Origin of the sequence: Streptomyces sp. NPDC057302, assembly GCF_042667685.1 — a bacterium.
Taxonomy (GTDB): Bacteria; Actinomycetota; Actinomycetes; order Streptomycetales; family Streptomycetaceae; genus Streptomyces.
Window position 1 is genome coordinate 1 of record NZ_JBHUZJ010000007.1, and the last position, 25,978, is coordinate 25,978.

The 25,978-nt window shown below is 68.3% G+C and carries 26 protein-coding genes; 6 read left to right on the plus strand and 20 right to left on the minus strand.

All coding sequences use genetic code 11. The features are described from left to right. From ACFUPX_RS07465 to ACFUPX_RS07485, 5 genes are all read right to left on the minus strand, one after another. Positions 1-299, minus strand: a 299-nt coding sequence (locus tag ACFUPX_RS07465) for a trehalase-like domain-containing protein (protein ID WP_383318026.1), incomplete at its 3' end; no start/stop codon positions are given. 41 nt (positions 300-340) lie between these two features. Then, on the minus strand, positions 341-1,195 hold the full coding sequence (locus ACFUPX_RS07470; protein ID WP_383317524.1) for a hypothetical protein: 855 nt from the start codon (positions 1,193-1,195) through the stop codon (positions 341-343). Between the two features lie 202 nt (positions 1,196-1,397). Further along, positions 1,398-1,589: a DUF5999 family protein gene (locus ACFUPX_RS07475; RefSeq protein WP_383317528.1), complete on the minus strand. Its 192-nt coding sequence runs from the start codon at positions 1,587-1,589 to the stop codon at positions 1,398-1,400. A 221-nt stretch (positions 1,590-1,810) separates the two neighbouring features. Continuing rightward, positions 1,811-2,218 carry a DUF6415 family natural product biosynthesis protein gene (locus tag ACFUPX_RS07480; protein ID WP_383317530.1) on the minus strand — a complete coding sequence of 136 codons (408 nt, stop codon included), beginning with the start codon at positions 2,216-2,218 and terminating at the stop codon, positions 1,811-1,813. A gap of 1,221 nt (positions 2,219-3,439) precedes the next feature. Next, positions 3,440-3,877, minus strand: a complete 438-nt coding sequence (locus ACFUPX_RS07485) for an ATP-binding protein (protein ID WP_383317533.1) — start codon at positions 3,875-3,877, stop codon at positions 3,440-3,442. A 284-nt stretch (positions 3,878-4,161) separates the two neighbouring features. Here ACFUPX_RS07485 and ACFUPX_RS07490 point away from each other — a divergent pair, with 284 nt between their 5' ends. Further along, the gene (locus ACFUPX_RS07490) at positions 4,162-5,511 is read left to right on the plus strand and encodes a helix-turn-helix domain-containing protein (RefSeq protein WP_383317536.1); all 1,350 of its coding nucleotides are present in this window, start codon (positions 4,162-4,164) and stop codon (positions 5,509-5,511) included. Between the two features lie 33 nt (positions 5,512-5,544). Beyond that, entirely contained in the window at positions 5,545-6,450 is a 906-nt protein-coding gene (locus ACFUPX_RS07495) for a phosphotransferase family protein (protein ID WP_383317539.1), read from the plus strand. A gap of 820 nt (positions 6,451-7,270) precedes the next feature. Here the strand turns inward: ACFUPX_RS07495 and ACFUPX_RS07500 are convergent. Further along, positions 7,271-7,717, minus strand: coding sequence for a hypothetical protein (locus ACFUPX_RS07500; RefSeq protein ID WP_383317543.1), 447 nt, complete (start codon positions 7,715-7,717; stop codon positions 7,271-7,273). Positions 7,718-8,098: 381 nt separating this feature from the next. Here ACFUPX_RS07500 and ACFUPX_RS07505 point away from each other — a divergent pair, with 381 nt between their 5' ends. Next, positions 8,099-8,773 carry a hypothetical protein gene (locus ACFUPX_RS07505; protein ID WP_383317546.1) on the plus strand — a complete coding sequence of 225 codons (675 nt, stop codon included), beginning with the start codon at positions 8,099-8,101 and terminating at the stop codon, positions 8,771-8,773. A 107-nt stretch (positions 8,774-8,880) separates the two neighbouring features. Here ACFUPX_RS07505 and ACFUPX_RS07510 read toward each other — a convergent pair whose 3' ends face one another. From ACFUPX_RS07510 to ACFUPX_RS07520, 3 genes are all read right to left on the minus strand, one after another. Beyond that, positions 8,881-9,366, minus strand: a complete 486-nt coding sequence (locus tag ACFUPX_RS07510; RefSeq protein ID WP_383317549.1) for an SMI1/KNR4 family protein — start codon at positions 9,364-9,366, stop codon at positions 8,881-8,883. A gap of 162 nt (positions 9,367-9,528) precedes the next feature. Beyond that, a complete protein-coding gene (locus ACFUPX_RS07515; RefSeq protein ID WP_383317552.1) occupies positions 9,529-10,596 on the minus strand; it encodes a hypothetical protein in 1,068 nt (355 codons plus the stop codon). A 284-nt stretch (positions 10,597-10,880) separates the two neighbouring features. Further along, a complete protein-coding gene (locus ACFUPX_RS07520; RefSeq protein ID WP_383317555.1) occupies positions 10,881-11,045 on the minus strand; it encodes a hypothetical protein in 165 nt (54 codons plus the stop codon). A 958-nt stretch (positions 11,046-12,003) separates the two neighbouring features. On the opposite strand from ACFUPX_RS07520, the gene ACFUPX_RS07525 reads away from it, so the two are divergent. The 3 genes from ACFUPX_RS07525 (at position 12,004) to ACFUPX_RS07535 (ending at position 14,912) form a co-directional block, all read left to right on the plus strand. Further along, entirely contained in the window at positions 12,004-12,228 is a 225-nt protein-coding gene (locus tag ACFUPX_RS07525; RefSeq protein ID WP_383317557.1) for a hypothetical protein, read from the plus strand. 159 nt (positions 12,229-12,387) lie between these two features. Further along, positions 12,388-14,004 (plus strand): hypothetical protein, encoded by a 1,617-nt coding sequence (locus tag ACFUPX_RS07530; protein WP_383317560.1) that lies wholly within the window; start codon positions 12,388-12,390, stop codon positions 14,002-14,004. A gap of 245 nt (positions 14,005-14,249) precedes the next feature. After that, entirely contained in the window at positions 14,250-14,912 is a 663-nt protein-coding gene (locus tag ACFUPX_RS07535; RefSeq protein WP_383317563.1) for a lysophospholipid acyltransferase family protein, read from the plus strand. Positions 14,913-14,997: 85 nt separating this feature from the next. Here ACFUPX_RS07535 and ACFUPX_RS07540 read toward each other — a convergent pair whose 3' ends face one another. From ACFUPX_RS07540 to ACFUPX_RS07590, 11 genes are all read right to left on the minus strand, one after another. Further along, positions 14,998-16,041 (minus strand): ATP-dependent DNA ligase, encoded by a 1,044-nt coding sequence (locus ACFUPX_RS07540; RefSeq protein ID WP_383317566.1) that lies wholly within the window; start codon positions 16,039-16,041, stop codon positions 14,998-15,000. 567 nt (positions 16,042-16,608) lie between these two features. Next, positions 16,609-17,094: a hypothetical protein gene (locus ACFUPX_RS07545; protein WP_383317569.1), complete on the minus strand. Its 486-nt coding sequence runs from the start codon at positions 17,092-17,094 to the stop codon at positions 16,609-16,611. A gap of 370 nt (positions 17,095-17,464) precedes the next feature. After that, complete coding sequence (locus ACFUPX_RS07550) at positions 17,465-18,187, minus strand: hypothetical protein (RefSeq protein WP_383317572.1); 723 nt, start codon at positions 18,185-18,187, stop codon at positions 17,465-17,467. 41 nt (positions 18,188-18,228) lie between these two features. After that, positions 18,229-19,191 (minus strand): hypothetical protein, encoded by a 963-nt coding sequence (locus ACFUPX_RS07555; RefSeq protein ID WP_383317574.1) that lies wholly within the window; start codon positions 19,189-19,191, stop codon positions 18,229-18,231. Positions 19,192-19,414: 223 nt separating this feature from the next. Next, complete coding sequence (locus ACFUPX_RS07560) at positions 19,415-20,020, minus strand: hypothetical protein (protein WP_383317576.1); 606 nt, start codon at positions 20,018-20,020, stop codon at positions 19,415-19,417. 114 nt (positions 20,021-20,134) lie between these two features. Further along, the gene (locus ACFUPX_RS07565) at positions 20,135-21,274 is read right to left on the minus strand and encodes an aminotransferase class I/II-fold pyridoxal phosphate-dependent enzyme (RefSeq protein WP_383317579.1); all 1,140 of its coding nucleotides are present in this window, start codon (positions 21,272-21,274) and stop codon (positions 20,135-20,137) included. 58 nt (positions 21,275-21,332) lie between these two features. Beyond that, a complete protein-coding gene (locus ACFUPX_RS07570) occupies positions 21,333-21,485 on the minus strand; it encodes a hypothetical protein (protein WP_383317582.1) in 153 nt (50 codons plus the stop codon). Positions 21,486-21,518: 33 nt separating this feature from the next. Continuing rightward, on the minus strand, positions 21,519-21,884 hold the full coding sequence (locus tag ACFUPX_RS07575) for an SH3 domain-containing protein (RefSeq protein WP_383317585.1): 366 nt from the start codon (positions 21,882-21,884) through the stop codon (positions 21,519-21,521). Positions 21,885-22,024: 140 nt separating this feature from the next. Then, positions 22,025-23,254 (minus strand): glutathione synthetase, encoded by a 1,230-nt coding sequence (locus ACFUPX_RS07580; RefSeq protein WP_383317587.1) that lies wholly within the window; start codon positions 23,252-23,254, stop codon positions 22,025-22,027. Positions 23,255-23,290: 36 nt separating this feature from the next. After that, entirely contained in the window at positions 23,291-24,577 is a 1,287-nt protein-coding gene (locus tag ACFUPX_RS07585) for an acetyl-CoA carboxylase biotin carboxylase subunit family protein (protein ID WP_383317590.1), read from the minus strand. Positions 24,578-24,655: 78 nt separating this feature from the next. Then, a complete protein-coding gene (locus tag ACFUPX_RS07590) occupies positions 24,656-25,966 on the minus strand; it encodes a GNAT family N-acetyltransferase (protein WP_383317593.1) in 1,311 nt (436 codons plus the stop codon). Positions 25,967-25,978: the final 12 nt, after the last annotated feature.

The window sequence follows — 25,978 nt, forward strand, 5'->3', positions numbered from 1 at the left end:
ACACCCTCGACGATCCGCACGAGCTGCGGGGCGTCCGTGTCGCGCGGCGGCATGAAATCGGTCACGCGAACCGTGCCGCGTGGGGTGTCCCACTCCGATTCGAGCACAAGTGAATCGCCGCGATAGGTGCGGCGGGCAGCCGTGGGTGGCTGCGCCTCCGATGCGTACGCGGGCCCGAGGCGCCAGAAGCCGTGCTCCTCCGTGCCCAACATGCCTGCGAAAACGGCGTGGGAGTCGAAGCGGGGCAGGCACAGCCAGTCGACTGTGCCGTCCCGGCAGACCAGGGCGGCGGTCTGCATGTCTCCGATGAGCGCGTAGTCCTCGATGAGGCGACAGCGGTTCACGTGCGGTCCTCCTGGCGGTCAGTCAGCTGGTAGGTCCGCCACCGCGGCCGTGTTGCGGGTCTGCCGGCATGCGTACCGGTGGCGGGCGGCGCATCGCGGGGGAGACAGCGGTAGGCGAGGCGTGTGGCTCCGCTGTCGGTATCGGGGTGCCAGAGGCGCTGGCGGCGCCGGACCTCATAACCCGCACGCGTCAGAATCCGCTCCAGATGGGCGACGCCCCGCTTCCAGTGCTCCATGGCGCCAAGCGGTGCCGCGGACATGCCAGGCACGCGTTGGTAGGCAGGATCAGGAATCCACGTCGCCAGTACGCACTCGGTCGTTCCGGGAGGCCACAGGTTCTCCTCGACATCCCGCACGACGCACGCTCCCGGGCTCTGCGGCTCGTCTTCGCGCCGCCGATGGCTGTACAAGGGCGGGTCAGCCCTTTCGAGAGCGACGTAAAGCCTCCACAGGGTGGTCATGCCCTGGGCTTTGAAGTTCGGGCGCACCGGCTGTGCATGGCGCAGCGCGTCAGGTGTGCGGGGGGCCGGTGTGATACCCGGCGGGAGCCGGTAGACGACCAGGTCGGCGCCCCCGTGCAAGTCCGGCATCTTCGGCACGCCCCACTCCTCGACGACGAAGCCGACGTTCGCCAGTACCTCGGCGCACGCATCCAGCCGGGTGGACCAGTGCTTCACCGCTCCGTGCGGAATGCGGCCGCTCAGGTCATCGCGGCGGAACAGAGGGTCAGGGAAGAAGCAGACGACCACCGCGAGGTCCGCATCCTCGGGCCACAGTTCCTCGGCCAGAGACTGGGCACGGAACCAGCCCCACCCATCGGGGATGTCCCGGGGGACTTTCGCGAAGTCCATGTGAGGCCCACCGAGTCGGAGCCGTGACAAATGCCAGTTGACGAAATCGACTCCGGATGGGATGGGGTGCGTGCGGTCGTACCACGGAGCCGTGCTCACTGGGCCGCCTCCTTGTGCAGGAACCCGTCCACTCCCGGCAGGCAACCCGCCAGAAGACGTGCGAAAGCCGGTGGGTTGCCGCACGCAGGGGTAGGTGGCCTCATCATGGCGTCACCAGCGCGGCCGGCTCAGGCCGGTGCGGGGCGACGATCTGGCCGTCAGGGAGCAGCTCACCGGTGTCGAACGTCGGAACGCCGGTGCACAGCGAGCCCCGTTCCGGGTGGCTCGCGAGCGGGAGAGCGGCTTCCCGGTCGGGGGAGCCGAGGGCGGGGTACGGCGGCTTGTGCGGACACATCGTTGTGGCCTATCTCGAAAGTTGGGGTCGGACGGAACATGCGTCGGGGCGACTGGGGTGAGCGGTGGACAGGCGTGGCCGGCCACCGCTCACAACCTGCGCGATGGCGGCGGCCGGGGCGCCTCCCGTACGGGAGTCACCGCTTCCTCCCGCGGTGTGCCTCGAGGCGTCCGTGTGGGGGCACGGAGTTCACGATGCTGGAGGAAGCCCGTCCTGAGGGGTTAGGTACGTGGGGGAGGGATCAGGCTGTCGGGCGCCTCACGTTCGACCAGGTGCACGGCCTGGAGGAGGGCCTGGCCCAGACGAGCCAGGTTCTGGGCTCGTGCGGCGGCGCGGTGCCGCTCGGGGGGCGCCCCGTACGTGAGCCGCCCGCGCGCTTCACTAAGCGTCGCCTGCACGCGCCGGCACACATCGGAGTCCTGCGGCATCCGTTCAACAGCGGCCTGCAGGACGTCACTGAGCAGCGAAGCCTGCTCACGGATGCCCTCGATCACGCCCAGGGTGTGATCCACCTCCGGTACGTCCTCCGGGCTGCGGAGATCCCACGCAAGGGTCTGCTCGACGAGTTGTCGCAGCTGCGTCGTTTCCGGAGTTCCGTGGAAGTTTCGCTCTTCGCTGTGATCAGACACGGCACACCGCCCGTCTGTCGGCCTGCATCGACTGCGGGGCGACGTGCCGCAGATGCGTCCGAGCCTGTCCCAGGAGGTCATACAGGCCTTGTGGGTCGGTGGTCGCATAGACGCGGGGCTCAGGCGGGACGAGCCAGAACCGTCGGCCCTGACAGACGCCCTCGGGTCCCTGGGTGGAGCACTGCAGCGATCGCCCTCGGCCACACTGAAACTCGGAGTGCGGGGCACGCCACCAGGAGACTGTCCCGTCCGTGACCGGCACGAGCAGTCGTTGGTGGGTGGTGCAGCACAGGAGCGGCCCGACCGGCCTTCCGTTATCGATCATCACGTCGAGTGCGGCCATGCCCAGGCCCCAGCTGAGGCGGACGATATCCACCTGGCGCGGTACCAGATCAGGCAGCGGTGATTCGCTGCTGCTCACCCGCCAGCTGTGGCGGGTGCTCAGTAAGGGCATCATCAACTCTCCAATCAGGACAGTGGTTTCCGAGGACGGGCGGGAGCGGCGGATGGCTTTGTCCGCGGCAGGGGCGGTCGGGTCCATGCGGTGGGGGTGGGCGGCCGCCGCCCATACCTGACTGGGCGGCGGCCCGTCGGCCGCTGCACGCCTCGCCCGACTTGCAAGGGGTGCGACGGCGCTGCTCCCCTTCGATCGGTCACCGCCTGGACGACGCGCCGCCGGGCGCGTTGTCGGCGGACTCGAAGGGGGATTTGGGCCGGCCGTCTGCTCCCCCACAGAGCACGGCCGGGACGCCGGTAGGCGTCACCTCCCTCGGTGCAATGGAGTCTCGGTGTCCGCCCGCGTGGACGGTCCGATGACCCCGAAGGGAGGCCCCAAGTAGGGGTTCACCTGCTGTGTGTAGGCGGGCTGTGCCCGGCAGCGATGACATTGGCGTCGGCGCGGGGCATCCCCGCCAAAGGGGCCGTGGTGAGCGGTACTTGAGTGAGGGCCGAGGCAGCAACGGTCATCGCGGCCCACCTTCCCGCGCGACGGAGAGCTGGCAGCACACCTGGAGGAACCGGCGCTCGTCGAGGGCTACCAACCGCTGCATCGGCTGTAACCGCATTGGCCTCAAGCGCCTGACCTGCCGGAGACCCGAAGGCTCCGACTCCGACGCCCGGGGACCGGGGCCTTCTTGGCGCCCGGACAGAGACGCCACCGACTCCTTAGCCGTCTGGGCCAGCTTCCCGGCTTTCGTCATCGCCACGGAGGGCCGTACCACCTCATGACCTCCTGACTGCGTAGAAGCAGGCCCACGTGGTCTTGCCATCGTCCTTGACGCCCCATACGTCACAGAAGGCATCGACGAGGTACAGGCCACGGCCGTGCACGTCCTCGACGTCCCGGAGAACCGGGGCCAGCAGAGGTGCAGTTGTGCTCTCGTCGGTGACCTCAATGAGTAGACCCGGGTACATCTGCCGCATCGTCACGTGGACGGACCCTTCGCCATGCACGACGGCGTTCGTCACTAGTTCGGAAAGAACGAGCGGCACGTTCTCCACCAGCCAGGGATCCAGATCCCACTCATGCATCTGATCGGCGACGGCGTGCCGTATCTCAGCTACGCGAGCGGGTTCCGGAGCGATGGTGCGATCAAAGCTGTCCGACGGTTGCGGCATCGGCTTCGTACCTTCAGCAGCAACGGCTGCGACGGAGCTCATCGGGTACCTCCCGGGTGGGCGGTGTGGGGACCGGGAGACCAGAGGCCTGACCGGGAGTCGAAAGAGTCCTCGGCGTACTAGCCACGTGCAACTGTCGCTTGTCGCAAAACCGCGACCACAGCCTCACCTGAGTCGCAAATTTGTGACTTCAGTCCGAGCAAGTTGCAAATTCTTACCCTCGGTCATACCTCAGTCACTACGCTGGGCTACAAGAGCGGCAGAGGGGAGATGTGGTGGGGGAACAAGGGGTTAAGCACGGTCCCTCTTGCGCGGGGCGTCAGCGCATGGCTGCTGCGCAGCGAGGGCTGCCGCTTGAGCAACTCGTCATCGGGATCAGCCAGTGCTGTTCAGTGAGCAAGCTCAGGGCCCACCGGCTGGCGCGCGGCTGGACACTTCGTGAAGCGGTCGATCGGTTGCAGGAGCTCGGTCGGAGTCTCGACCCGAACGCCCCGAGTCCGGACGTGGTGCAGCTGAGCCACTGGGAGAAGGGCCGCGAACCACGTATTGCTGCCCTGCAGTTGTTGGCTCGGCTGTACGAATGTGACCTGGCAGGTCTCGGATTTGCGCCAGATGGGCAGGGATCCCCGGCTCTTCCTCAAGGGGCGCTCACTGGGGCAGGCCGGGAAACGCCGGGGTTCGAGCCGGAGCGCACAGAATTACCGGCAACCGACTCCTTAGCGAATCGTGAGGCCGCCGTGCGGCGGACTGTGAACCGAACTCTGGCCGCAACCACAGTAAGTCCTCAACAACTGGACGAGCTCGACGAATACCTGCTGTTGCTCCGCCAACAATACGTCTACACGCCTCCCGAAACGATGCTAGTCGACCTGCTCGATCAATTGGACGAGGTGAGAGCACTCGCTGACGAACGGCAACCAGCCGGCGTGCAGGTGCGCATCTCCGAGCAAATCGCGATGCTGGCCACACTCTCAGCCGACTCGCTGATGAAACTGGGGCGGCTCTCCAGCTCGCGCGCTTGGTATGCCACCGCACGCACTGCGGCCGACGACAGCGGCAACTCCGAGCTGAGGGCACGCGTTAGGGCTCAAGCCGCCATGCTGCCGTACTACTACGGTCCGATCGATACCGCTGTGCGGCTCGCCGCCTCAGCCCGCATGCTGTGCCGGGGCCGCCCCACCGCAACCAGCGCCTTCGCTTCCGCAGCTGAAGCTCGCGCTCTCGCGCAGCAAGGCGATACGCAAGGCGCCGAAGCAGCGATCCGACTCGCACTGACGACCTTTGAACGTTGCGAAACGGGACCCGAGAACGACGCTTTCGCCTTTCCTCTACGGCGCCTCCTCCTTTACCTGAGCGGCGCATACACAGCAATGGGACACACGAGCCAAGCACGAAAGGTGCAGGCGGAGGCACTGGCGTTGTACCCCTCGCGCACAGGCATCGACCCAGCACTTCTCCACCTGGAGGCAGCGATCTGCCTCGCACGCGAGCGAAGCTCGACGGAGGCCTGCCAACTCGCCTCCACCACCTACTTAAGGGTGCACCCCGCCATGCGCACTCACATTCTGGAAGAACGCGCACGCCAGGTCATCCAGATCCTCCCACCTGCGGCGCAACGCGGCAGAGCGGCGAAAGAACTCGACCAGATCCTCGCGCTGCCTCCCGCGCAAGGATGACAGGCCGGTGCCTCGTCGGCCAGCCTTGCCCTCATGACGGCACCCACACCGATCCACGGCGGCTTCGACGAAGCCGAGCTGCACCACGTTCTCGATCAGGCCTGCCTGGCCGCAGGACTGGACCCGACCGGCGCACGACTGCTCCGAGGCCACACTAATGCGGTAATACTCCTCGAAAAATCACCAGTCGTTGTGAAAATCGCCCGCCGCGGATCAAACATCAGTGACGTTCAGCGCACCGTTCGATTCGTCCAAATCCTCATGGAAAACGAATTCCCAACGGTTCCCCTGCACCCCATACCTGAACAGCCTGCCGTCATCAATGAGCATGCCGTGACGTTCTGGGTCTACCTTCCGCAACCCGCTCGCCCAGTCATGGCGGCACAGCTGGCCAAACCCCTGCATGCCCTGCACAACTTCCCGCTTCCTTCATTCCCCGTCAAACGTCACGACAATATCCGCGCAATCCGCAAGTCCTTGTCGGCCACCACCTCTCTACCTGAAGGTGTTATCACCTACCTCAAACAGCGTGCTGACCGGCTCGAGATGGAACTGGCGGGCGTGCACTTCGAGTTGACGGAAGGCATCTTGCAAGGAGATCCGCAACACCGGAACGCCCTCCATGACAGAGGGCGCGTTGTTTTGTGCGACTGGGACACCTTCTCGCTTGGGCAGCCAGAATGGGACCTTGTGACAGTGGAAGTGCACTGCCGACGATTCGGATACGGCACCGACCACTACCAGAAGTTCGCAGAGGAATATGGGTATGACATCACCAAATCCCCGGGGTTCCGCACCTTGCGTGACGTCCGTGAACTTCGAATGATTACCACCAATGCCAGGAAGGCGATACACTCACCTGGAAGCCTCACAGAGGTGGAACGCCGGATTCATGGACTGCGGCACGAGAACGATCAGCTCCAGTGGAACATTCTGTGAAGCCCCTGTACGTGCTGCTGTGAGTGACTGGGGTTCTTCCTGCCGCAACTGCTGAAGTGTGGCTTCCCTCGTACGAAGGTGCTCGGGTGGCTCAGGACGGCAGGATGAGACAGTCCCAGGCATCGGCAGGTCTGGCGGGGAGCAGGTTGACGTACTCGGCCAGCGCGAGCGCGGTGCCTACCCGCCCAGTGAGGAAGCCGCGGGGCCTGGGGACTGGAGTATGGGCCACCGTGGCGTCAACGGCGTGCTTCGCAAGGCGGTGTTGGAAGAGACGGTGGGCGGCTTGGAGGATCCCGCTGCTGCCGCGGCAGCGGGCGGAGCCTCGGTGTCCCAGGCGTCCGGTTTCCGCCTGCTAAGCCGCCCACACAGGGGGAAGGATTCATACTCATCGGCCGATGAGGAGGGGCGGTATCCGTGATCGCGGGCAGCAGTACTGATTCGGCGCTCAAGCGGGCCAGGGGGAGCGCGGAACAAAACGCTGGAGGAGGCCGCCGATGAGCTGAACGCGATCGCCTCGGGCCGACCGCAGGCGGGGAACGCGGGCGACCCGCACGCCGTGCACCTGCCGCGCGGCGTCGCGACGAGCCGGATGGCGAGGCGGACCGATGTGTCGCATCACTGACAGGAGTGCCGACGGGCACGCCTACAACGCGGACGCCAAGAAGTTCAACTTTTCATCCAAACGCCGGACTCCTGCTCAAGACCTTCTACGCCAAGAACAGGATGCTCGCCGACACCGACGATGACGCCTTCCTCGTAAAGATCACATCCTGATGGCAAGGGGGCGGCCAGCGCAGACCAGCCGCCCCTTGACCTCGGGTCAGCCAGCGGGGAAGAACTGCACCGGGTGGAGCTCGATCCCGGCGACCGGCTCCGGTGACTCCCGCAGCTCAGCGAGCTCGGCACAGCCAGTGCAGTGCGCCCGAACCCGCCACGGGCCCCTACTGCCGAGCTCAATCAGGTCATCGGTACGTCCCAACGAGGGCGCCCCTACGGCGATATCACCACTCACCGACTCAAACCCCACCTCGCCCCGCACATCCTCCGCGGGCGGGTCCCCGTCCCAGACCTGCACCGTCACCGCCGCCATGTGCGTGTGGCCCGCGCTGCAGAGATCGACGCGACCGGGAAACGCGGTCACGAACACACCGGCGTTGAAGGCATCGGGAAACTCGACCGGCAGGTCCGCGTCCCAGGACTCTTGGAACGTGAACGCGAAGGAGTCCACGAACACAGCCAGTCGCTGCTCCTGGACCAGCTCAGCCACGGAGGTCGCTCCCATCCGAACGTCCCGAACAAGGACCACGATCGTATCGCCGGGCCTCGCTCGCGGTGCCAAGCCAAGAAGCCTGTTTGATCCCCACATACACCTGTGACAGGGCGTGACTTGAGGGGCAACAGGTGCGGAGGCAATCCATGGGCCGCCCGGGAGGCCCGACTTGCCGGTCTCATCCTGCGAAGCTTGTCTCATCCCAAGACGTGCGCCGATGCCCTCTCTGTGCAGCCGGGACGTACCCGAAATCGACACGCATGAGGCCTGGGACGAGTTAAGGGTGCACCGCGGTGCAGGGCTGCGTGATCTGATCGGTGAGCTGCTCCACCTGTGAGCCGCCCGACGGACCACCCACCAAGCCCAAAGGAATTGCGTATGAGTGACCTGTCAGCCCGCACCGATCACAGCAGTGCCCCCGACCCTCTGGGCAGCGTGTACCTGCGGCTGGTCGCCGAGGAATCGATACCCCAAGAAGCACGAGGGCAGTTCAGCTACCTGCAACCTCTGGCCACGGACCTCCTGAAGGGCATCGCCCTGGATACCCCTGACAACGTTCGCGTTCTCGACGATCGCGACGTGGCCCTCGTGGAGTGGGGCACCCTCGCGGCTGCTGCTCGCAGGAACTTGCTCAGTGCGCCGGTCAACTACGACACCGCCGAGCTCCCCGGTGGCGCGATCCTTCACATACTTGGCCACCCGGAGTCCGTGTTCGCGGCCAGCAAGGTGCTCGCCTTCGAAGAGGCGGTGCGGGCCGCCGGCGGCCCGCAGATACCGGACGAGGGCGTGCTGCTCGTCGTCCCGAATCGACACAACCTTGTGTTCTATCCGCTCGCCGACCAGCACGTGGCCGAGGCCGCCAACGGGTTGGCCCAGTTCGGGCAGGGAGCCTACGAGGATGGCCCCGGACGCCTCTCTCCCCGGGTGTTCTGGTGGCGCGCCGGCGTCCTGACGTCGATCACCCGCTTTGACCAGGAGAGCCGGACGATGAGGATCTCTCCGCCCGAGGAACTCATGACGACCATGCGTCGCCTGGCCGGTATGGCCGACTGAGGCGCACCTGAACACGTAGGTGCAGCATGGCGGCGCGGATGTGCTCCGCCGCGATCTGGGCCGCATAGCACTCTGGTCGAATTGTCTGTGGTCTCAGCCGATCGGGTTCAGCGGCAGAGCGCCACCATGGAATCGTCGAAGCCGGGGAACTCTCGTGTGGCCTGGTCGATCACGGTGGTCGCTGGCGCACGGTGGTCCGGTGCGAATCGTTCCGCGACGTCTGCCAACTGGTGATTGGCGTGTGCGACCCAGCCAGGTTCGGGGGCGTATGGCGTGGCTGCTCCCCGTGGGCCGAAACCGTCCGCCAGCAGCCACAGGAAGGCGCCTAGGTTGCGGGCGACAACGCCGGTTTCACCTTCGGAGCCGAGAATGATGACAGGTTGCTCGACCAGTGCCCGGTCGGGGCGGATCAGCCAGAAGGCGACGGATCCGCCGGTCCCGTCCTGAACGAACACGCGAAAGCCGTCGCCTTCCAGCTCGCGGTTGCCGGTCCACGATCGCAACCAGTCGGTTGTCTCATCGGTCGGCAGGAAGGCGCCCAAGGGCTCGAAGTCGACGCCGTCCTCTCCGATGCAGTCGACCCGGACGGCCATGGCGGCGGCAAGCGGAGCAGGGGACTGTCGGTCCTCGTTTGGTATCACGCGGAGAGACTAGTAGTGACTGATCGGGTTTGTATCGACGTGTCCCTGTACGGGAGAGCCTGCGGGCGCACACGCCGAAGTACGTCCCGCGCGGCGGCTCGAGATTTGAGATCCTCAGCGAGGGCAGGTGAAGGCCCCGGCCTGCGTATTCGGAACGGGAGATCCACCGCGCTCTAGCCAGCGGTCGACCCAGGTGGGCACGGAGCGGGCAAGCTGCTGCTGGGCGGCGTAGGCTGCTGGGCGGTCCTCCTGGATCCGCCTAAGTTTGTCTCCGCGCCGGTGGATGGCCCGAACCTCCAGCACGCCGGGCCGCTCCGCCGGTCCGCCGGTGACGATGGTGCACTGGTCGCTGTATCCAGGCGGCAGATGGCAGTTGCAGCGCTCGTTCAAGGGAGAGAGCGGCAGGCCCCAGCCGGGAGCCGCGAGCAGCGCCGACAACCGCCGGTGGCTGGTAGCGCCGTAGCCCTCGGCGAACTCGGGGTCGATGATCCACCGTTCACCGCCGTTCACGTGGTGGCCGAGCCAGCCGGTCACGTACAGCGGCACCCCCAGGGTGCGGATCAGGCCAACTCGACGCAGCAGCCCGCTGGTCAGCCAGGCCGACGCAGCGGTGGCGCCCGGCCGCCGGTAGGGGCGCTCGGCCGCGTGCAACCGGGTTGGCAGGTTGCGGTGGCATGGCGTCATGCCGTAGGTGCTCATCTGCTGATCCTTGGCACTTACTGCGCGCAGCCACTCCTCGGGATCCAGACCCAGCAGGATGACGGAGGCGGACGTGTCGAGCACACGCAGCACCACCTGCCCGTCCTCGACGTGGGTACGGGCCCCGGGCACCCCCTTGATTTCGCTGTACTCATCGGCGCGTGGCAGCAGCACCTCGGCCAGGTCCAGGGCCTGGCTCTCGTCCGGGTCGCGCTGTTCGGCTGCGTCGGCCTCGAATCGGATCAGGAGGCCGTCAGGGCGCGGGTCGACGTATTCGATGCCCCACGGGTACAGAGTGGTGATCTGGCGCCAGGCCAGCGCGGCCATCACCCGTGCCTCCAGAAGCAGTTGGTCGGCGTCTGGCTGCGGGATCAACAGGGAGCCGGGCGCGGCGACCTCGACCCGGCGCCGAGCGGACTGCCAGGGCAGACCGGTGTACAGACGCAGCAGTTCGGCGCGACGCTCGACGGCGGTTGACTTCACGACTCGGAGCTCCTTAACACCGCGGGGCCGTCCCGACACAGCGCGCGCAGCAGAGAGCCACGAGGAACATTCGAACCATGCGCGGTGCCAGCCGAGTTGGCTTCTCCACGGCGTGCTCGATGTCGGGTCGAGCACGGGGTAGGGACCCCGCCGGGCCCACCGCTGCGGATTCGACCACATCGACTCGGGGTGGGCCCTGGCCGTCGAGGTGACACGCCGCCGTGTCACCTGAACGGTCACATGTCGATCTTCGCCACGGGTCACTAGGCACACCGAGCCGCAGCCTACGGCTTGCGCCACTCCATGTCCGGCGGTCCGGGCTCCATAGCCGCGACGCCGGCCTTGAGACTCTGCATGAACCACTCGATCCCGGTGGCGTCCGGATAGGCCGCCGCGGCCCAGGCGCCCGTCATCACGACCCCCGGCGCCGAGAGGGTCTCCCACACCACGACCCACGCTTCACGTTCGTGTGGTACGGGCCGCGGTACCACCGCCTGGCGGGGAACCATGGCACCGAGCTCGTCATGCAGCTCCCCAGCCCGGATGGGGAGAAAGTGCTGGCCCTCCGTGGCGACGCGGTACATAAAGTGCGCTCTCACGTCAGCACCCGGAGCAGGGGCGGGACGCCGGTGGTGCCGCAACGGCGGGGCTGTGGTCACGGCGTGAAATGAACGTGCGGCGTGAGCCGTGTCGCGGGCCGCTGCCTCGTCTCCTTCGTGCAGCAGGCGCGCGACCGAGCCCAAGAGCGGCCCGAGCGGGTCGTGATCCAGCAGGAAGGTCACTCTCTCGGTGGTGTCAGCTGCGGGTGCCTGCCGCGGAATCACGCCCCGCCGGTCGGCTGCCAGTCCGTCCAGGACCTGTTGCCACCGTGGTGGCGTGCAGGGCCCCGAGCCCGCATAGCCGTTGAGGAGTTCACCGGCGGCGCATACCTCGATGCCGTCGAGAGGGGCGGCGAAGTTCACGGGCAAGCTCTCCTTTGGGTCAGGGGTGATCGGGCGGTCGTGGTCACGGTACCGAGACCGAACGGGGCTGGCTGCGCTGCCGATCAACTCTCCTAGCGTGCCGATCGGACTCCCATCTCGCGCCCGCACGGAGGAGATCGCCCTTACCCACCCCCACCGAAGCGCCCGCCGACCGCGCGGCCCCAGCCCGGCCATGCATCGCCCACCGCGCGCATCCCGGCGACCTCGACGCAGTGAACCTCATGCACAACCGCTGCTCCCTTGAAACCCGTTACGCCCGGTACGCGACCCCCCGCCGCGGCATCACGCCGCGCGAGTGGTCCCGCCTGGTCCACCCGGCAGCTGGCACCACCTGGCTCGCCGTAGCCCCGGCCGAACCCGCCACCACCATTGCCCTCGCGCACCTGCTCAAGACCCGGACCCCGGCACCTATGAGTTGGCCGTCATGGTCGAAGACGCCTGGCAGGGCCAGGGCATCGGCAGCTACCTCACCCACTACGCCCTGCACACTGCAGCAGGGCTCCCCGACTGCGACACCGCCACCGCGATGTACGGCACATCCAACCGACGCGCGACCGCCATCGTCACAAGCCTCAACGCCGCGCTACCCACCCCGGAGAGCAGCATCCTCCACGTCACACTGCCACTGCCCGTTCGGAGCAGGCCATGACCCGCAAGACCCACCGGCTCCGAGGCTGTGAGTGCCCGCGACCAGTTACGAACGGCCGGGCGCGGCACATTCGCGCTCCCGTGTCGGTCACGGCTGCCAAACTGCAACCAACTCCACCGCAGAGGTGGTTGACCTGATCGCCGACGAGAGGACCGATGCGTGACGGCCGACTGGGACGCACGGGACTGGACATGCCCCACGTGCGCGGCGTCGCGCATGAAGGCGTGCACCACGAAGGACGGCCGCCCCCGGCCCACGCACCTTGCCCGCCGCCTCACCTCGATCCTGCTGCAGTTCGCCGTACGCCGCGGCCGCGGCCAACCGCCCGCCGAACGCGCCCAAATCGTTTGGTCCCTCAGCACGGCCCAGAAGTCGGACACCTCCGCCCGCGAGGGCTACCTGTGGCACCAGGCCGCCGCCGAGCTGTTCCTGTGGGACCAGGTGGTGGCCGAGGCCGGCAAGCACGCGGCGGCCGCGGTCGAGGACCACCTCGACGGCGACGAACTTCGCGACGCAGCCCGGCAGGCCGCACACCGCATCACCCAGGCACGAGACCTCCTGCACGAATGGCACGGCGAGCGCGCGGAGTATCCGCTCGACGAGGAACTCCTGGCGCGCGTGCTGCGCCCCGCGCCGAGCCTGCTCGCCCGGGCCCGGCGCCGCGGCGACCTTCAGCGGCTTGAAGCCGACCTCGCGCGCAGGCCCGTGCACCTCGACCGACCGGGCGGCACCTGGGCAGCGACGTGGCACAGCGACGGCACCCTGACCGCGCACCGCGACGACGGCCCTTGTGCGCGCGGCTGGAGCGCCACCCCAGACGCCGCCGAGCAAGCCCTGCAGTCGTTCGAGACCACCAGCCGCCACCGCCCACAGATCACTTTGACCTTGCACGGCGAACGACCCGAAGCCCCCGCCGCAGGCAGCGACTCACCCGGCATCGATCAGGGGGAGATCCTGCGCGCCTTCGATGCCGACCGCACCGCGCTCGACGCCACCATCGCCGCCATCACTCAGCTCCAGCGGGCCTGGCCCGAGGACGAGATCGGCGATCGGGTGCGCGCGGCCACCACCCAGCTCCAGGCCAGTGCGCCACAGTCGCCGCATTGCAACCTCTACAACCGCCAGCAGGAGCACGACTGGGCAGCCACCGAGAGCGCCGCCTGGGTGCGCACCGACGCCATCGTGCAAGCCATCGACGAGGTATGGGGAGACTTCGACCGGTCCGAGGCCTCGCGCGGCCCTAGCTGGATACCCCGCGCCACCCGCGAACTGCTCACCACTACGCCCGAGCAGCTCGCCGCATTTCTCCGCTACCACCTTGCCGAGGAACCCGCAGTTTCTCTCCGAGTCATCAACGGACCGGCCGGACCGCTCTACAACGTCTCCATGGGCGGCGCCCATCGAACCCACCTTTTCCGTATCCTGGGCCTGCCCTGGATGATCGCGAAGCTCTACGCGCACATCCCACCCCGCCGGTTCGAGGTCGCTTCCGTCATCGACACCGCCAAGGGCATGACCGAGATCGAGCGCGTCGGGCGCGGCTGGCACACCCTGCTTGAGCGCGGTCTCCTCCACGGCCGCATCCACTACGAAGGCGCGTTCGCCGTGCTCGACCTCGACCACGCCCCCGCGCCGTGGCTGCTCGGCGACGCCGCCCTCGCCAGTGCCTACAACACGGCGTACGAGCGCGTGTACCCCGGCGCGCTGCCCGAACTGGGCATCCCCGCCGCCGCCTTGACCGGCCGCGAAGCCTGGGAGCGGTGGCTGTATGGCTGACGGCTACCAGTAACGCGGCATGGACCGTCGGCGTATGTGCGTGACTGGCCGCGATGGAAACGCCCGGCTGTGTGTCAGAGGCACCGGATAGGGTTCTGGGCACCAGATCAATACCCCACGCCTGGCGTCGCGCGCGAGCCATTGCCGGGTAGCAGGGCCGCGGAAGATGAGTGCGGCTACTCAGGCCCGGGAGCTGTCCATGACCGACGATGAAGATCACCATTGTCGAGTCCGGGAGACCGAACATGCTCAGTCGCCTCGCCGATACCCTGGTTCCCGCCGTCGGCCGACTCACCGTCACCACGGACCCGGACGCCGAACTCGCACCCGGCAGCATCATCACGGCGAACCACACCTCATTGGCGGACCCCGTCACCGTGCTGGCCGCACTGCACCGTCTCGGAGCCCGTCCACTCGTCATGGCGGCCGCCGGGCTCTGGCGTGTCCCATTGCTCGGCCGCGCGCTCGCCCGCGAGGGGCACATCCCCGTCCACCGCCGTGACCGACGCGCGGCAAGCGCACTGGACGCTGCCGCCGAGGCTTTGGAGCAGGGCCGCCTGGTCCTGATCTACGCCGAGGGCGGCCTTCCGCACCGTTCAGACGCCGAGGAAGCGGCGCCCGGCAACTTCCGCAGCGGCTTGGCCCGCCTTGCCAGGCGCACCGGGGCTCCGGTGGTGCCCGTGGGGCAGGCCGGCGCGCGCCGGATCACCTCGGGAAGCGTGACCAAACAGCTCTCGGGACTGCTCACGGCTCCGCTGCGGCGTCCGGAACTGCACGTGCATGTGGGAGCACCACTCACCTTGACTGGTGAGGGTGTTGTCCGGACAGAGCGAGCTCGCACTGCAGTGACGGCTGCCTGGCGCATGGCTGCAGCGGCGCTCGGTGAACCCGCCGCGCTCGCCGGGTAGGGCCCGTGTGGCGGCTGGGCCGGCAGGGTCCCGGAACAGGTCGGCGTCTCTCCGAGAGCTCAGCGCTCTACATGTGCTCCGACCTTCAGGAGTGATCAGTATGGCGAGGCAGCGAAGGAAGATCAGTGGGCTGGAGGTCTGGGCGAGCGCGGTGTAGCCGCGCGGGATGGCGCCATCGGCCAGCGGTGTCACGGGCCACATCGACGCCGACCTCCACCACCAATTCCGTTTGTACGAGCGTGACTTGAAGGGCCTTCTTGGTTCCCCACCCGGCGGAGAACGACCAGCCCGTCCATGGGTGCCCCTTGGCGGCGGGGGCCAGCAGGCCGTTCAGCGCGCCGCTGGCTGACTGGGTGAGCTGGGTGGTCCGCCCGGTGTACTGCAGGCGCCCGTTCGTGTCGTACTGGCCGAGCAGCAGACTGGCCGGAGCGGAAGGGGATCCGGTGATCGCCCCGACGATTGCTTCGGTGGTGTCGCGGACCTTGTACTTCTGCCAGCCGCGGACCTGGGGGCGGTAGGGGGCGTCCAGCTTCTTGAAAAGGACGCCTTCAATGCCGACCGATGCCCAGGTCAGCCACTCCCTCACGCCGTCCGGGTCGGTGGTCGACGGGCTCAGCGCCCACGGCGCCGACAGTTGATGTTCGCCGAACAGCGACTCCAACGCCGTCCGCCGACGGCTGTAGGGCCACGCTGTGGTGTCAGTGCCAGACAGCCGCAGCACGTCGAAGGCGACGAAGTGCGCAGGCCAGTGGACAGCGGCCTGCGCTGCCCCGGCTCCCCGCCGGTGCAGCCGGTTCTGCAACCGTTCAAAGGCGAGCCGGTCCGCCTCCCACACGATCAACTCGCCATCCAGCGCAGTCGCATCAGGCAGCTGTTCGGTCCCGGCTACCACCTCCGGGAACGCCGCCGCCATGGAAGTGCCGCGCCTGGAGCGCAGCACCACGCGGCCGTTATCTACGGAAATGCCAGCCCGGAATCCGTCCCACTTGGGCTCGGCGGCCCACCCTGGCCGCAGAACAGGGCTGGCCACCGGCTCGGCAAGCATCGTCTCAGGCAGCATCCACGTCACACCTGCATGCCTTCCACCCACCCCATGACAGGCATCGGGAATCCGGCGGATCGTGGCCATCTGTGTCATGGCACACCCATACGGAGTCCTGGCATCGCGCTCACCTGCCGATAGGATCCTGCGGGCGACGGGTAAGCGTGTGGGTATAGCGGTGGCGGAGGTCGGGCCCGTCGGATCGGCGTCCTTGTCTGGCAATGAGTTCTCCTTGCCGGTCTGGGGCAGGGCAAGTTTCCAGCCGGGGTAGATCGCCGCCGCCCCCGCTGTCCCCGCCGCTCGGCTTGCTGCCAGGGCGGGGTGCATCCTGCTCGTCTTCGCCGCCACCCCCGTGGGCGCTCATGTCGCAGTCCGGCACGAGGTCGGGGCAGGCCACCCCTCCGCTCAGCTTGTCGCCCTCCGGCGGAAGCGGTGCCGGCTGTCAGCCTCAGTTGGATAGGCGCCACCACGGCGGCAGCCGCGAGGAGAGCCCCGTGGCCTGATCGTGGAAGCGCACCGTCCGGCACACCCGGCAGCTGCCCGGGTCTACTCAGCGAGGCGCGTGCGTGCGCGGTCTCCAGAGCCGGAGCCGAGCTCGTCCGGCCGTGCGCCTGGTGTCTGCTGCGCTCGCGGGCAAGGGGCCGACCCGACCCTTCATACATGGGTGATCATGCCGGTGATGAACCACACCGCCCAGACGAGCGGAATGATAGCGACGTACGCCAACGGCCTTTGGTGAACGGGCTTTCCTCCCTGGAGGCGGGTGGCGCCCGGTGCGGTCGGCCCGGGCGGCGGTAGCGCGGTGAGCTTGCGGCTGGCGAAGAGGTTCCAGACCAGGGTGAACGGGCTGAAGAAGACCAGGGAGAACGGGGACCACCAGCCCTGCCAGAGCGTCGTAGCCGTCAACTCGCGTACGGCAGCCGTCCCGCAGGGGCGGCAGAACGGGCCGTCGACCTTGTGGAAGCGCATCATCAGCAGCAGTCCCTGGTGCGCGCGGACCGCGACTTGGGCCGCGGGTTGCGCACCGCAGAGGCGGCAGGCCGAGGTGCCGGGGTGTGCAGGGACGTGCGCCGCGCCCGGGGAGCCCGGGGCCGCGTACGCGGAATCGAAGTGGGTGGGCTGCGGGGCCGGAGTGGCCATCAGAAGATCTCCCGGATGGATGGGGCGACGGCATGAGCTGTGAGGGGTACTGAAGCGGTCTCCGCAGATCTGCCTGCCGGTGGATGGAAGGGACTGGTGAGCCAGCTGCCGCTCCCTGGCGTCAGCCGGGTGGCAACCGGCTCGGTGTCCGGGTCGGTGACGGGCTCGGCGAACGGTGTGGAGCTCGGTTGCGGGGCCGACAGGGCGCGCCGAGGAGGCTCGGCGGCGGCGTGTGCGAAGTGCGGTCGCAGTGAGTTCGGCGAAGTGAGCGGTGCCGGACGCGGCGGCCGCACGACGCGGGCCCGGCTGCCACCGGTGCTGTTCCGGTAGCGGGGTGGGACAGCAGGGCACCGTGGTGCGGAGACGGTCGTCATGCTCGGTCCTTGGTCAGTCGGCGCAGCAGGGCGGCGAGCACGCCCTGGTCGTTGGGGGTGATGCGGATCAAAGCGTGGGCGACGGCGAAGCCCGGGCCGCCGGGGCGGATGTCGCGACTGGAGTGGAGCCAGGCTGCGGCAGCGTTTGCGAGGTGGTGGCGGTACTGCGCCGGGGGGCCACCCAGGCGGTGGATGGCGATGGCGGCCTCGGTGGACAGAAGGGTTCCGGTCGTGTGGTCATGGTTCATCAAGGCGAAGTACGCCTGCAGTTCGACGCCCATCGCAGCGTAGGGGTGGTCGCGGCCGTGCTGAGCGGCAAGGTGCTGGGTGGCGCGGTGGGCTGCCCGCTGCGCGGCGCGCCAGTGTCCCGCGCGGTGGGCTGCGCGCACCGGCGCCAGGAGGCCGGTGTCTTCCGGGATACCTTGGGTCCAGAGGGGATCGGTGGTCGTGGTGTCAGCGGGCGGCATCGGGACAGCATGCGTCGTGCCGTCGACGGCGATGTGGTGGTGCTCGACGTGGCCGTCGGGCTGGACGATGCTCAAGCGGATCGGCCGGCCCCGGCGGGCTGCCGCAGCGCGAAGAGGGCTGCACACGCCGTCGATGAGCGCCTCAGGCGGCTGAGGGCCTTCGTGTAGGAGGCCCTGGGCGTGGATGCCGCCGCCCGGCAGGATGATGATCGTCTCGTGGACGTCGGCGGTGAGTGACTGGTCCAGGGGCATCGCAGTCTCCCTTGGTCGCGGCGAGTTGGGCGGACTGGATGTCAGCGGGAGTCGACCATGGCGTACTCGTAGTCGAGGATCTCGGGCTTGCCGCGGAGAGGGAGGTGAACGACCGTCTCGCCCTGGAAGCTGTCGACCACGACCGAGCGGGGAGTCTTGTTGTAGACCGCCTCGGACTTTCCCGGGGTTATCTGCAGACCCGAGGTCTTCACCAGGCTCTCTTGCTTGTGCGCCAGCGGGGCAATCACCAGGACGCCGCTGCGGGTGGTCAGGGTGTAGGTCTTCTGGTGCAGCGGTGTGATCGGGAAGAAGTTCACCGTGGCCCTGGGCCCGAGGGAGTCGCCACGCTCCTTGTGGGTGGCGAGGATACTTTTCGCGTTCTTGTTGCTCTGCGACAGCTCTTTTCCGTCCTTCATGCCGCCGCTGGCGAAGAGGTCTTCGACGGCATCGGTGACGCCTGCGGGCGCCATCTGGCCGACGGGGGTGTCGACATCGGCGGTGGCGGCCAGACCGTCCTGAGTCGCCGGCTCCGGAAGCGCCTTCTGCGGGAAGAGCGAGGCGACCTTCTTCCAGGAACCGTCGGTATCGGCGGACTTCTCAAAGATCATGAATGTGCGGTTCTTGCCGGTGGTGAAGGCCTGGGCCGCGAACCAGTTGCCCTTGGGCGGGATGTAGAAGGAGCGCTTGGTGTAGTAGAACGGTTCGCTGAGTCGCTTCTTCCCCTTCGCGCTGCGGGTGCTGAACTGCTCGTAGTCGGCCTTGCTGCGCGCGTACAACTGGCCGGCTTCAACCGTGGCCAGGACGGACGGGTCCCGGGTCTTGTTCGCCTTGTTGTTGACCTCCTGATAATGGGTCAGGATCTTGTCAGCCTCGGCACGATCTACCACGCCCTGTGACGGCGCGCTGGCGGGCGGAGCGGTGACCGAGCTGTCCTGAGCAGTCGTGTCGTCACTGGCACAGCCGCTCAGTGTCACAGCGGTGGCTCCGGCCAGCAGCAGCGCCACGCCCAGGTCCGGGCGGCAGCGTGCGATGAGGGTAGGGATCATGATCAGATTCCTTCAGTGTTGATGTGCCGAAATGCACCAGCACGCGGCGTAGTTGGCGCCCGCGCGGAGTTCCATGCGGTGGCGTGGAGGCAGTGCACGCCGTGGGCAAGGCCGCGAGCGAGCATCCGGTACCGAGGCGGCGGGGCGCAGCCCACGGCGCCGGATACTGAGTACCGCGGCCCTACTTTCCGGCGGCGTCGAACTTCCAGATGTGCGGGGTACCGCCGTCCTCCTTCTCGGCCCACTGCACCTCGAGCGCCTTTGCTCCCTTGGGGACCAGGTAGGTCTCGCACAGGACATGACTCTCCCCCGACTTCCACCCCTCGATGTCCAGGGGGTCTTCACAGCCCGGGCCGTCCTCCGGCGCTCCGATGACCAGCGCTCCGCGCCGCCCGTCAGCGAAGACCCGAGTGGGGTCGGCCGCATCCGAGGTCCCGGTGAGCGCGGGCCCGGCCTTGTGCGTGAACTTCAGGTACGCCGTGGCGGGCACCATGCCCTCGGCCTGCTCTGGGTCCTGGACCATCTTCTTCGTGTCGGCCTCTGTACCGACCTCGATCTTCTGGGCGGCGACGTCGTAGGTGACCGCGTCGTCGTCCTCCTTGACCTTGCCGGTGACGCTCTGGCCCGCCGTCAGGTATCGGTCCTTGTCCGGCGCGGACTGTGTTGGGGAGGCGGCCTTCTCCGTCTTGGACGAGCCGTCGTTCTTCCCGTCGCTCCCGTTGCAGGCCGTCAGCGCGGCCAGGGCCAGGGCGATCACGGGAGCGGCGTGCAGCATGTTCTTCTTCATCAGGCCTTCTCTAGGTGGGGGCCCGGGCAAAGGTGCCCAGGCCGGTTTCCTCGGGTTCACGCCGCGGCGGCGGGGTCCGGGGCTGGCGGCTCATGGCCGCGGGCGTGGGGCTGATCAGTGAACCGGGGCCGGTTCGAGTACGGACTTGCCGCGGTAGGGAACTCCGGCGCCGGTGCGGCGACGGGACGGGCCGGGCAGTCGGAGGACGGCTTTGCGCAGGAGGTCGAACTCGTTGCCACTCGCCGGTGCCATGACGCGGATCCCAGCGATGCGCCCGCGGATCGCGCCGTCGAAGGTCCGGACGGCGATGCCGTGGGCCTCCAGGCGTTCAGCTGCCGTTTCGGGCTCTTGCAGATGCACGAAGCGGTAGTGGATGCCCGACGGGACGACAGCGCTGCCGAACCGTTCCGTCAGGATCTGCTCCAGCTGCTGTGCGTCGCGACGGATACGCGGCAGCGTCCGCCGGGCCCACGGCTGGTCAACGAGGGCGGCCGTCGCGACGGTGATGTCCAGCAATGACAACGGCCAGGCAGGCAGGTGGAGTTGGACCGCACGGTGCAGTGCAGCGTTGCGGGTCCACATGATGCCGGCCCGCGTCCCCGTAATCCCGTAGGTCTTGCCTGTCGAGGCAAGGACGACGAGATTGTCCGCATCCGCTCCGGCCAGACTCAGACCCGGCCCCTGGAAGTCGATGTACTCCTCGTCGACCACGAGGGTGCACTGCGGGTATCGGTGTACTGCTTCGAGGAGATCGGTGCTGTCGGTGTACAGGCCCAGGGGGTTGTTGGGGTTGCTCAGGACGACGTACCGGTGATGGGCCATCGCCTGGTGAAGGCGTTCGAGCCGGTGCGCTGGGCTGTCGTGCCGCTCGGTGGGCGGATAGAACGTGGCGAAGCCGAAGCGCCGCATCGTCTCCGTGTACTCCGGCGTGAGCAGCGCGACGTCCTCACTGTGCAGGTGTCTGGCGAGGAGCAGCAGGAACTCTGTGACTCCGCGCCCGCACAGCAGCTGCGGCTGCTCGGCACCGAGATGCGCGGCGTAGGCCGCCAGGTAGATCTCGTGCGCCCCGTACGGCGGCGGGCCCAGTTCACGATGGCGGTGCGTGGCGAAGTCGACCAAGGCCTGCACAGCGCTCTGCGGCGGGCCAAGCCGGTTGGAGCAGACACTCAGATCGAGGGTGATCCGGCGGCCGGTGTGAGTGAGGTCCCCGCCTTGGCGGGTGTCGCGGGGCGGGTTGCTCAGTTGGTCGGTCATCGGTGTCTCCAGTCAGATGCCGAGGCGGGGCTCGGGGGTGCAGAGCGATGCCGGGATGTCATGCGGGGCCTCCGTGCAGACCGAGGTACTCGGCGGCTCTGATCACCTGGTGGTCGCCATTGATGCCGCGTCTGTAGTGGGCGACGAGGAGGAGCCAGCAGGGCCGTACGAGCAGAGCGGCGTTGTGGTCGACGGCTTTTGAGGGAGCCACGCAAAGAGCCCGGCCAAGGCTCCAGCGGTCCAGCTAGGGGGTGGGTGTCAGATACTTGCTCGCTATCCACCCCTTCTTGCCCTTGTTCGGCCCAGTGAGGACCTTTCCGTAGGACCACTTCCAGTTCTTGTTGCAGTACTCCCGGGACTTGCTTCCCTTACCCACCACGCCGCGCGCGGCGTAGCCGGTGCCGGGGCCGGTGCGCAGCTTGACCGTGGCGGTCGCCTTCTCCTTCAGCGGCCACTGCCAGGTCCAGTCGCAGGCAGAGGACCCCACAGAAGGAGCCTTCGCTGCCCTTGCGCTGACCCCCCAGCCGCTGTCTGCGGTGGCTGGGGTGGCGGCAACGGTGAGAAGGCCGGCGATGGCTGCGGCGGGCAGGGCGAACCTGATCTTGGGCATACGTATTTCCTCCCTTGTGGGTGTGTATTGATCTGGCCGTCGTGCGTGCGCGGGGTAGGCGGGCCGGTTCCTCTGGTGTTCCTCGTACGACAAGGCCCGGCTCGCGGTGGCGGTGTGGACTTGGCCCCGGGGCTGCGGACTCATGCGGCGCCCCGGTACAGGCCGAGGTACTCGGCGGCTCTGATGACCTGGTGGTCCTGGTTGATGGCGCGGCTGTCGTCGGCGACGAGGAGGAGTCGGCCCGCGATCTGCCCCGCGTGCACGGGGGTGTCGGCGTGCAGTTCCGTGGTGGCGGCCACGGTCGGCAGATTGGTGATGGTGCGCAGCAGGGCGGGGTCCAGGACGCCGTCGCGCTCCGGCAGCAGTGCGACCTTGGTGACGTGGGCGTGGCGCTGTTGGGGAGCCTGGTGACGCTGAACGCTGGTGAGCAGCAGGACCGTGTCGCGGATGGGGTCATGGCCGGTGGCCCGGCGCAGCACGTCGGAGGCGAAGTCGGCGTAGGGGGCGGTGCGCAGCGACAGCAGGGCCGGCCCGCGGTCGGGGATGAAGGTGACGGTGGCGTAGGCGGGGCCGTAGCGCACGCCAAGGGTGTCGAGCGCCCGCATCGTGTAGAGGGCCAGGGCGCGGGCCAGCAGTCCGCGATGGCTCAACAGGTCGGCTCGGCAGGTCTGCTGGCCCGGCGTGCGGGTTTCGGACCAGATGGCGGTGATGATGTGGTCGGTGCTGCCGCCGGGGCCAGGCCCGGTCAGGGTGTGGATCCGGAATTGGGTGCCGGTGAGGTGTTCGCGCAGCACGAGGGGCTGGCTGGTGCAGGACTGAAGGCGGCGCCAGGCGTGGGTGATGTCGTCGGCGGTGCGGCAGAAGTGGCCGGGGTGCGGGTGGGCGGGGTCGTGGTGCTGCAGGATGAGGCCGCTCACCTGGGTGAAGGCGGCCCAGTTCAGGGCGTCGGACAGGCGCGTGGTGCGGATGCTACGCGGGGCGGTGAGGCCCGCGTCGAGGAGCGCGGCGCCGGTGAAGCCGGTGTCGCGGCGGATGTCGGCGCTATCGGCGGTGTTGCCGGGCAGGTGGAGGCGGTCGGCGAGCCGGTCGGCAAGTTTGGTGCCGGCCGTTGATCCGGCGATGACGGCCTGGACGCCGAGGTTCTCGAGGTGGGCGGCGGTGCGGCGCAGGCTGGAGCGGTGCGTGATGTGTGCGAGGTAGGCGTCGGACGGGTGGGCGGCGGGGGTGGTGGTGACCGCCACGGAGTTCCAGCCGTGCCGGGCCAGCACGGGCAGGTAGAGGTCGCCTGCGTCGGCCGGTGCGACGACGGCGGCCGTGCCGCTTCGGTGCGCGGGCGGGGCCGCCGCGGGGGCGGGGGCGGCGAGGGCCATGGTGCGGGGCTCCTGGAAGGGGATCGGGTCGGCGGGCTATGCGACGCAGGCGGTGGCGGCGGGGTCGGGCTGGATGTGGATGCTGGTGCGTTCCTCGACCAGCTGCAGCCGGCGGTGGCAGGTCTGCGGGTCGGAGCCGGTGACGACGGCGAGCGCGGTCCGGTCCAGCACGGTGGCGTGGGGTGGGGCGGTGACGTGGCTGCCGGGTGTGGCCGTCCACTGGAAGCGGTCGAGCCAGGGGGCGAAGACGCCGGTGTGCACGGCCGTGATGTGGCCGGTGGCCGTGGGAAAGAGGAAGCGGATGGCGGCGCTCTGACTCTGGCTGGGCACCAGTTCGGGGTCGGCGCCGGCAGCGAGGTCGGCGGCGATCTGTGGGAGGTTCAGGCCGGTGGCCAGGTGGACCAGGTGCGGGATGAGGTCGCCGCCGAGACGGGCGTTGACCTCGATGATGCGCGGGCCTTGGGCGGTGAGGCGCATTTCGACGTGCAGGACACCGTTGGAGACGCCCAGGGCGGTCAGGGCCGCCAGGGCCACGTCGCGGATCTGTGGGTCTTCCAGAAGCGGATCGGCGGCGTCGACGAGATGCCCGACCTCCTGGAAATACGGTTCGTCACTGAGGTACTTCCGGGTGACCGCGGCGATGTGCACGGTGCCGTGGCCGAGAACCACGCATTCGACGCTGATCTCGGGACCGTCCAGGTATTCCTCGATCAGCACGCCGGAGGTGCCGGTGCGTTCGATGCCGAACAGGCATGCCCCCTTGGCGGCCTGGAAGGCGTCCCGGACCTGCTCGGGGGTGTCGGCTCGCCGTACGCCGGCACTCCCGGCCATGGAGCGTGGCTTGAGGACGACCGGTCCCCCGAGTAGCAGCGCGTACTCGACGGCGCTTTCGGCGCTTTCGGCAAGATGGGAGCGGGCGGAGGGGACGCCGGCGGCGGCGAACAGGGTGCGGCTGAGGTGCTTGTCACGGCAGGCGTTCACGGCAGCCGGAGTGCTGCCGGGCAGGGCGAATCGGTCCGCGAGCCGGGCGGCGAGCTCGAGGTGGCTCTCCATGTAGGTGAGCACTCCCGCGACGCCGCGGTCCGCGGCGAGTGTCTCCATCGCGGCGCTGACGGCATCGCCGTCTGCCGGGTCGACCGGGAGGGAGAGTGCCGCGTGCTCATCCGCCCATGCGGGAGAATTCGCATCGAGGAGGGCGATGGGGTGACGGGCGGCGATGTGCTGCAGTCCGTATCCGCGCCAAGTGCGGCTTCCGGCGCCGAGGACGACGAGCAGCGGCGATCTCGAAGTGTGCGGTGCAAGGGGCACGTGTTGTCCTGACATGTGTGGGTGTGTGGGTGAGGAGCGGGGGCCTGGGCCGAGTGGGCTGGTTCACCCGGGGCGCGGGAACAGCGCGTTGGGCTAGTGGTCGTTGAGGACGCTCTTGATGGAGCTGCAGTGCAGGGGCCGCGTGCCGATCTTCACGATGCAGACCCTGAACTTGTAGGTCTGGTTCTCGAACAGGTCGTAGCCGCTCCGGGCAGACCTTGAGGTGCACTTGCTGTTGTCGCGGTTGTCGTGGAACTGGTAGGCGAGGGACTCGTTGAAGGTCATGACCTGGACCAGTGCCTTGTAGCCGTCCGTGTCGGTGTCGCAGACGGTGACCTTGTCGCCGTGCTCCTTGAAGTAGGCCTTGGCGCCGGTGGGGTTGTCGCGACTGTGCCACCAGCCGCCGTCCGCCGAGGCCGGAGTGGTGGCGGTGAGGGCGAGCAGTGCGCTGACGGCGAGGGTGGGCAGGATGTGCTTGAGGCGAGGCATGGGAGGGACACCATTCGTGGGAGGGGTGATCGGGCTTTGTTCCAAGCGCGCAGCACGTGCTGGTTGAGTCCGGTGTGCAGGGCACCGAGGCGGCTGACGAGGTGGGGGGTTGGCGCGCGTCAGGTAGACAGCGGAGGTGAGAGCGACGGGAAGCATCCCCAGGCGGGCCGCGTAGGCGTAGTTGCCGCGGCCGGTGTCCAAGACGTGCGCGCCCGTGGCGGCGGCGTACTTGACGCTCTCGTACATGAGCCAGTCGTAGGTGTGCAGTGCGTCCTTGCCGGAGCGGTCGACGGCGGTGGCCCACAGGTACAGCGCCGAGCCGTAGCGGAAGCCGAAGAGCCCTCCGGCGAGCGAGCCGTCGCTGCGTTCGGCGAGCAGTGCGACGGCGCCGGGGACACGGGTGAGCGGGGTGAACATGTCGGTGCCGTAGAGGGCGGGTCCGTGCAGTTCGCTGGTGGAACGGGCCTGGTCGGTGAACTGCGGCAGATGAGGCAGGAGTTCGGTGCCGGAAGTGATCTTGAGGGTGAGGCCGGCGTCGGTGCCCTGGCGGTGCTGCTCGCGGAAGTCGCGGCCGGTCTGCTCGGAGGGGAAGTTCGCGATGAACTCGTCGACGGAGGCGCCGACGCGGGCGCGGTGGGCCCAGGGGAGGACGACTTCGGTATCGGGCGTGCGGGCTTCGCGCCACAGGGTGCGTTCGGCGGGCGGGATGTTCGCGATGACCAGGGCTTCGGTGCCCAGTTCGCGGACGAGCGCGCGGCCGCGGACCTGCTCGGTGTGTACGGACTGCCAGACCGCAGCCCACTCGCGGCTGTGGAAGGGGGTGGCGGGGCGGCGCTCGGCGGGCAGTGCGGCCACCGAGGAGTGCCAGGAGCTTTTCACAGCGCGGGTGTTGGGGCGCAGAGTCATCAGGGTCATGGGCGGGTCTCC

Coding starts and splice junctions, on each gene's coding strand:
- ACFUPX_RS07485 (WP_383317533.1), bottom strand. CDS start 3,877: ATGAGCTCCGTCGCAGCCGTTGCTGCTGAAGGTACGAAGCCGATGCCG.
- ACFUPX_RS07505 (WP_383317546.1), top strand. CDS start 8,099: ATGAGTGACCTGTCAGCCCGCACCGATCACAGCAGTGCCCCCGACCCT.
- ACFUPX_RS07565 (WP_383317579.1), bottom strand. CDS start 21,274: ATGACCGACCAACTGAGCAACCCGCCCCGCGACACCCGCCAAGGCGGG.
- ACFUPX_RS07470 (WP_383317524.1), bottom strand. CDS start 1,195: ATGGACTTCGCGAAAGTCCCCCGGGACATCCCCGATGGGTGGGGCTGG.
- ACFUPX_RS07535 (WP_383317563.1), top strand. CDS start 14,250: ATGCTCAGTCGCCTCGCCGATACCCTGGTTCCCGCCGTCGGCCGACTC.
- ACFUPX_RS07560 (WP_383317576.1), bottom strand. CDS start 20,020: ATGAAGAAGAACATGCTGCACGCCGCTCCCGTGATCGCCCTGGCCCTG.
- ACFUPX_RS07550 (WP_383317572.1), bottom strand. CDS start 18,187: ATGCCCCTGGACCAGTCACTCACCGCCGACGTCCACGAGACGATCATC.
- ACFUPX_RS07510 (WP_383317549.1), bottom strand. CDS start 9,366: ATGGCCGTCCGGGTCGACTGCATCGGAGAGGACGGCGTCGACTTCGAG.
- ACFUPX_RS07495 (WP_383317539.1), top strand. CDS start 5,545: ATGACGGCACCCACACCGATCCACGGCGGCTTCGACGAAGCCGAGCTG.
- ACFUPX_RS07540 (WP_383317566.1), bottom strand. CDS start 16,041: ATGGCCACGATCCGCCGGATTCCCGATGCCTGTCATGGGGTGGGTGGA.
- ACFUPX_RS07525 (WP_383317557.1), top strand. CDS start 12,004: ATGGTCGAAGACGCCTGGCAGGGCCAGGGCATCGGCAGCTACCTCACC.
- ACFUPX_RS07580 (WP_383317587.1), bottom strand. CDS start 23,254: ATGGCCCTCGCCGCCCCCGCCCCCGCGGCGGCCCCGCCCGCGCACCGA.
- ACFUPX_RS07490 (WP_383317536.1), top strand. CDS start 4,162: ATGGCTGCTGCGCAGCGAGGGCTGCCGCTTGAGCAACTCGTCATCGGG.
- ACFUPX_RS07590 (WP_383317593.1), bottom strand. CDS start 25,966: ATGACCCTGATGACTCTGCGCCCCAACACCCGCGCTGTGAAAAGCTCC.
- ACFUPX_RS07575 (WP_383317585.1), bottom strand. CDS start 21,884: ATGCCCAAGATCAGGTTCGCCCTGCCCGCCGCAGCCATCGCCGGCCTT.
- ACFUPX_RS07475 (WP_383317528.1), bottom strand. CDS start 1,589: ATGTGTCCGCACAAGCCGCCGTACCCCGCCCTCGGCTCCCCCGACCGG.
- ACFUPX_RS07545 (WP_383317569.1), bottom strand. CDS start 17,094: ATGGCCACTCCGGCCCCGCAGCCCACCCACTTCGATTCCGCGTACGCG.
- ACFUPX_RS07585 (WP_383317590.1), bottom strand. CDS start 24,577: ATGTCAGGACAACACGTGCCCCTTGCACCGCACACTTCGAGATCGCCG.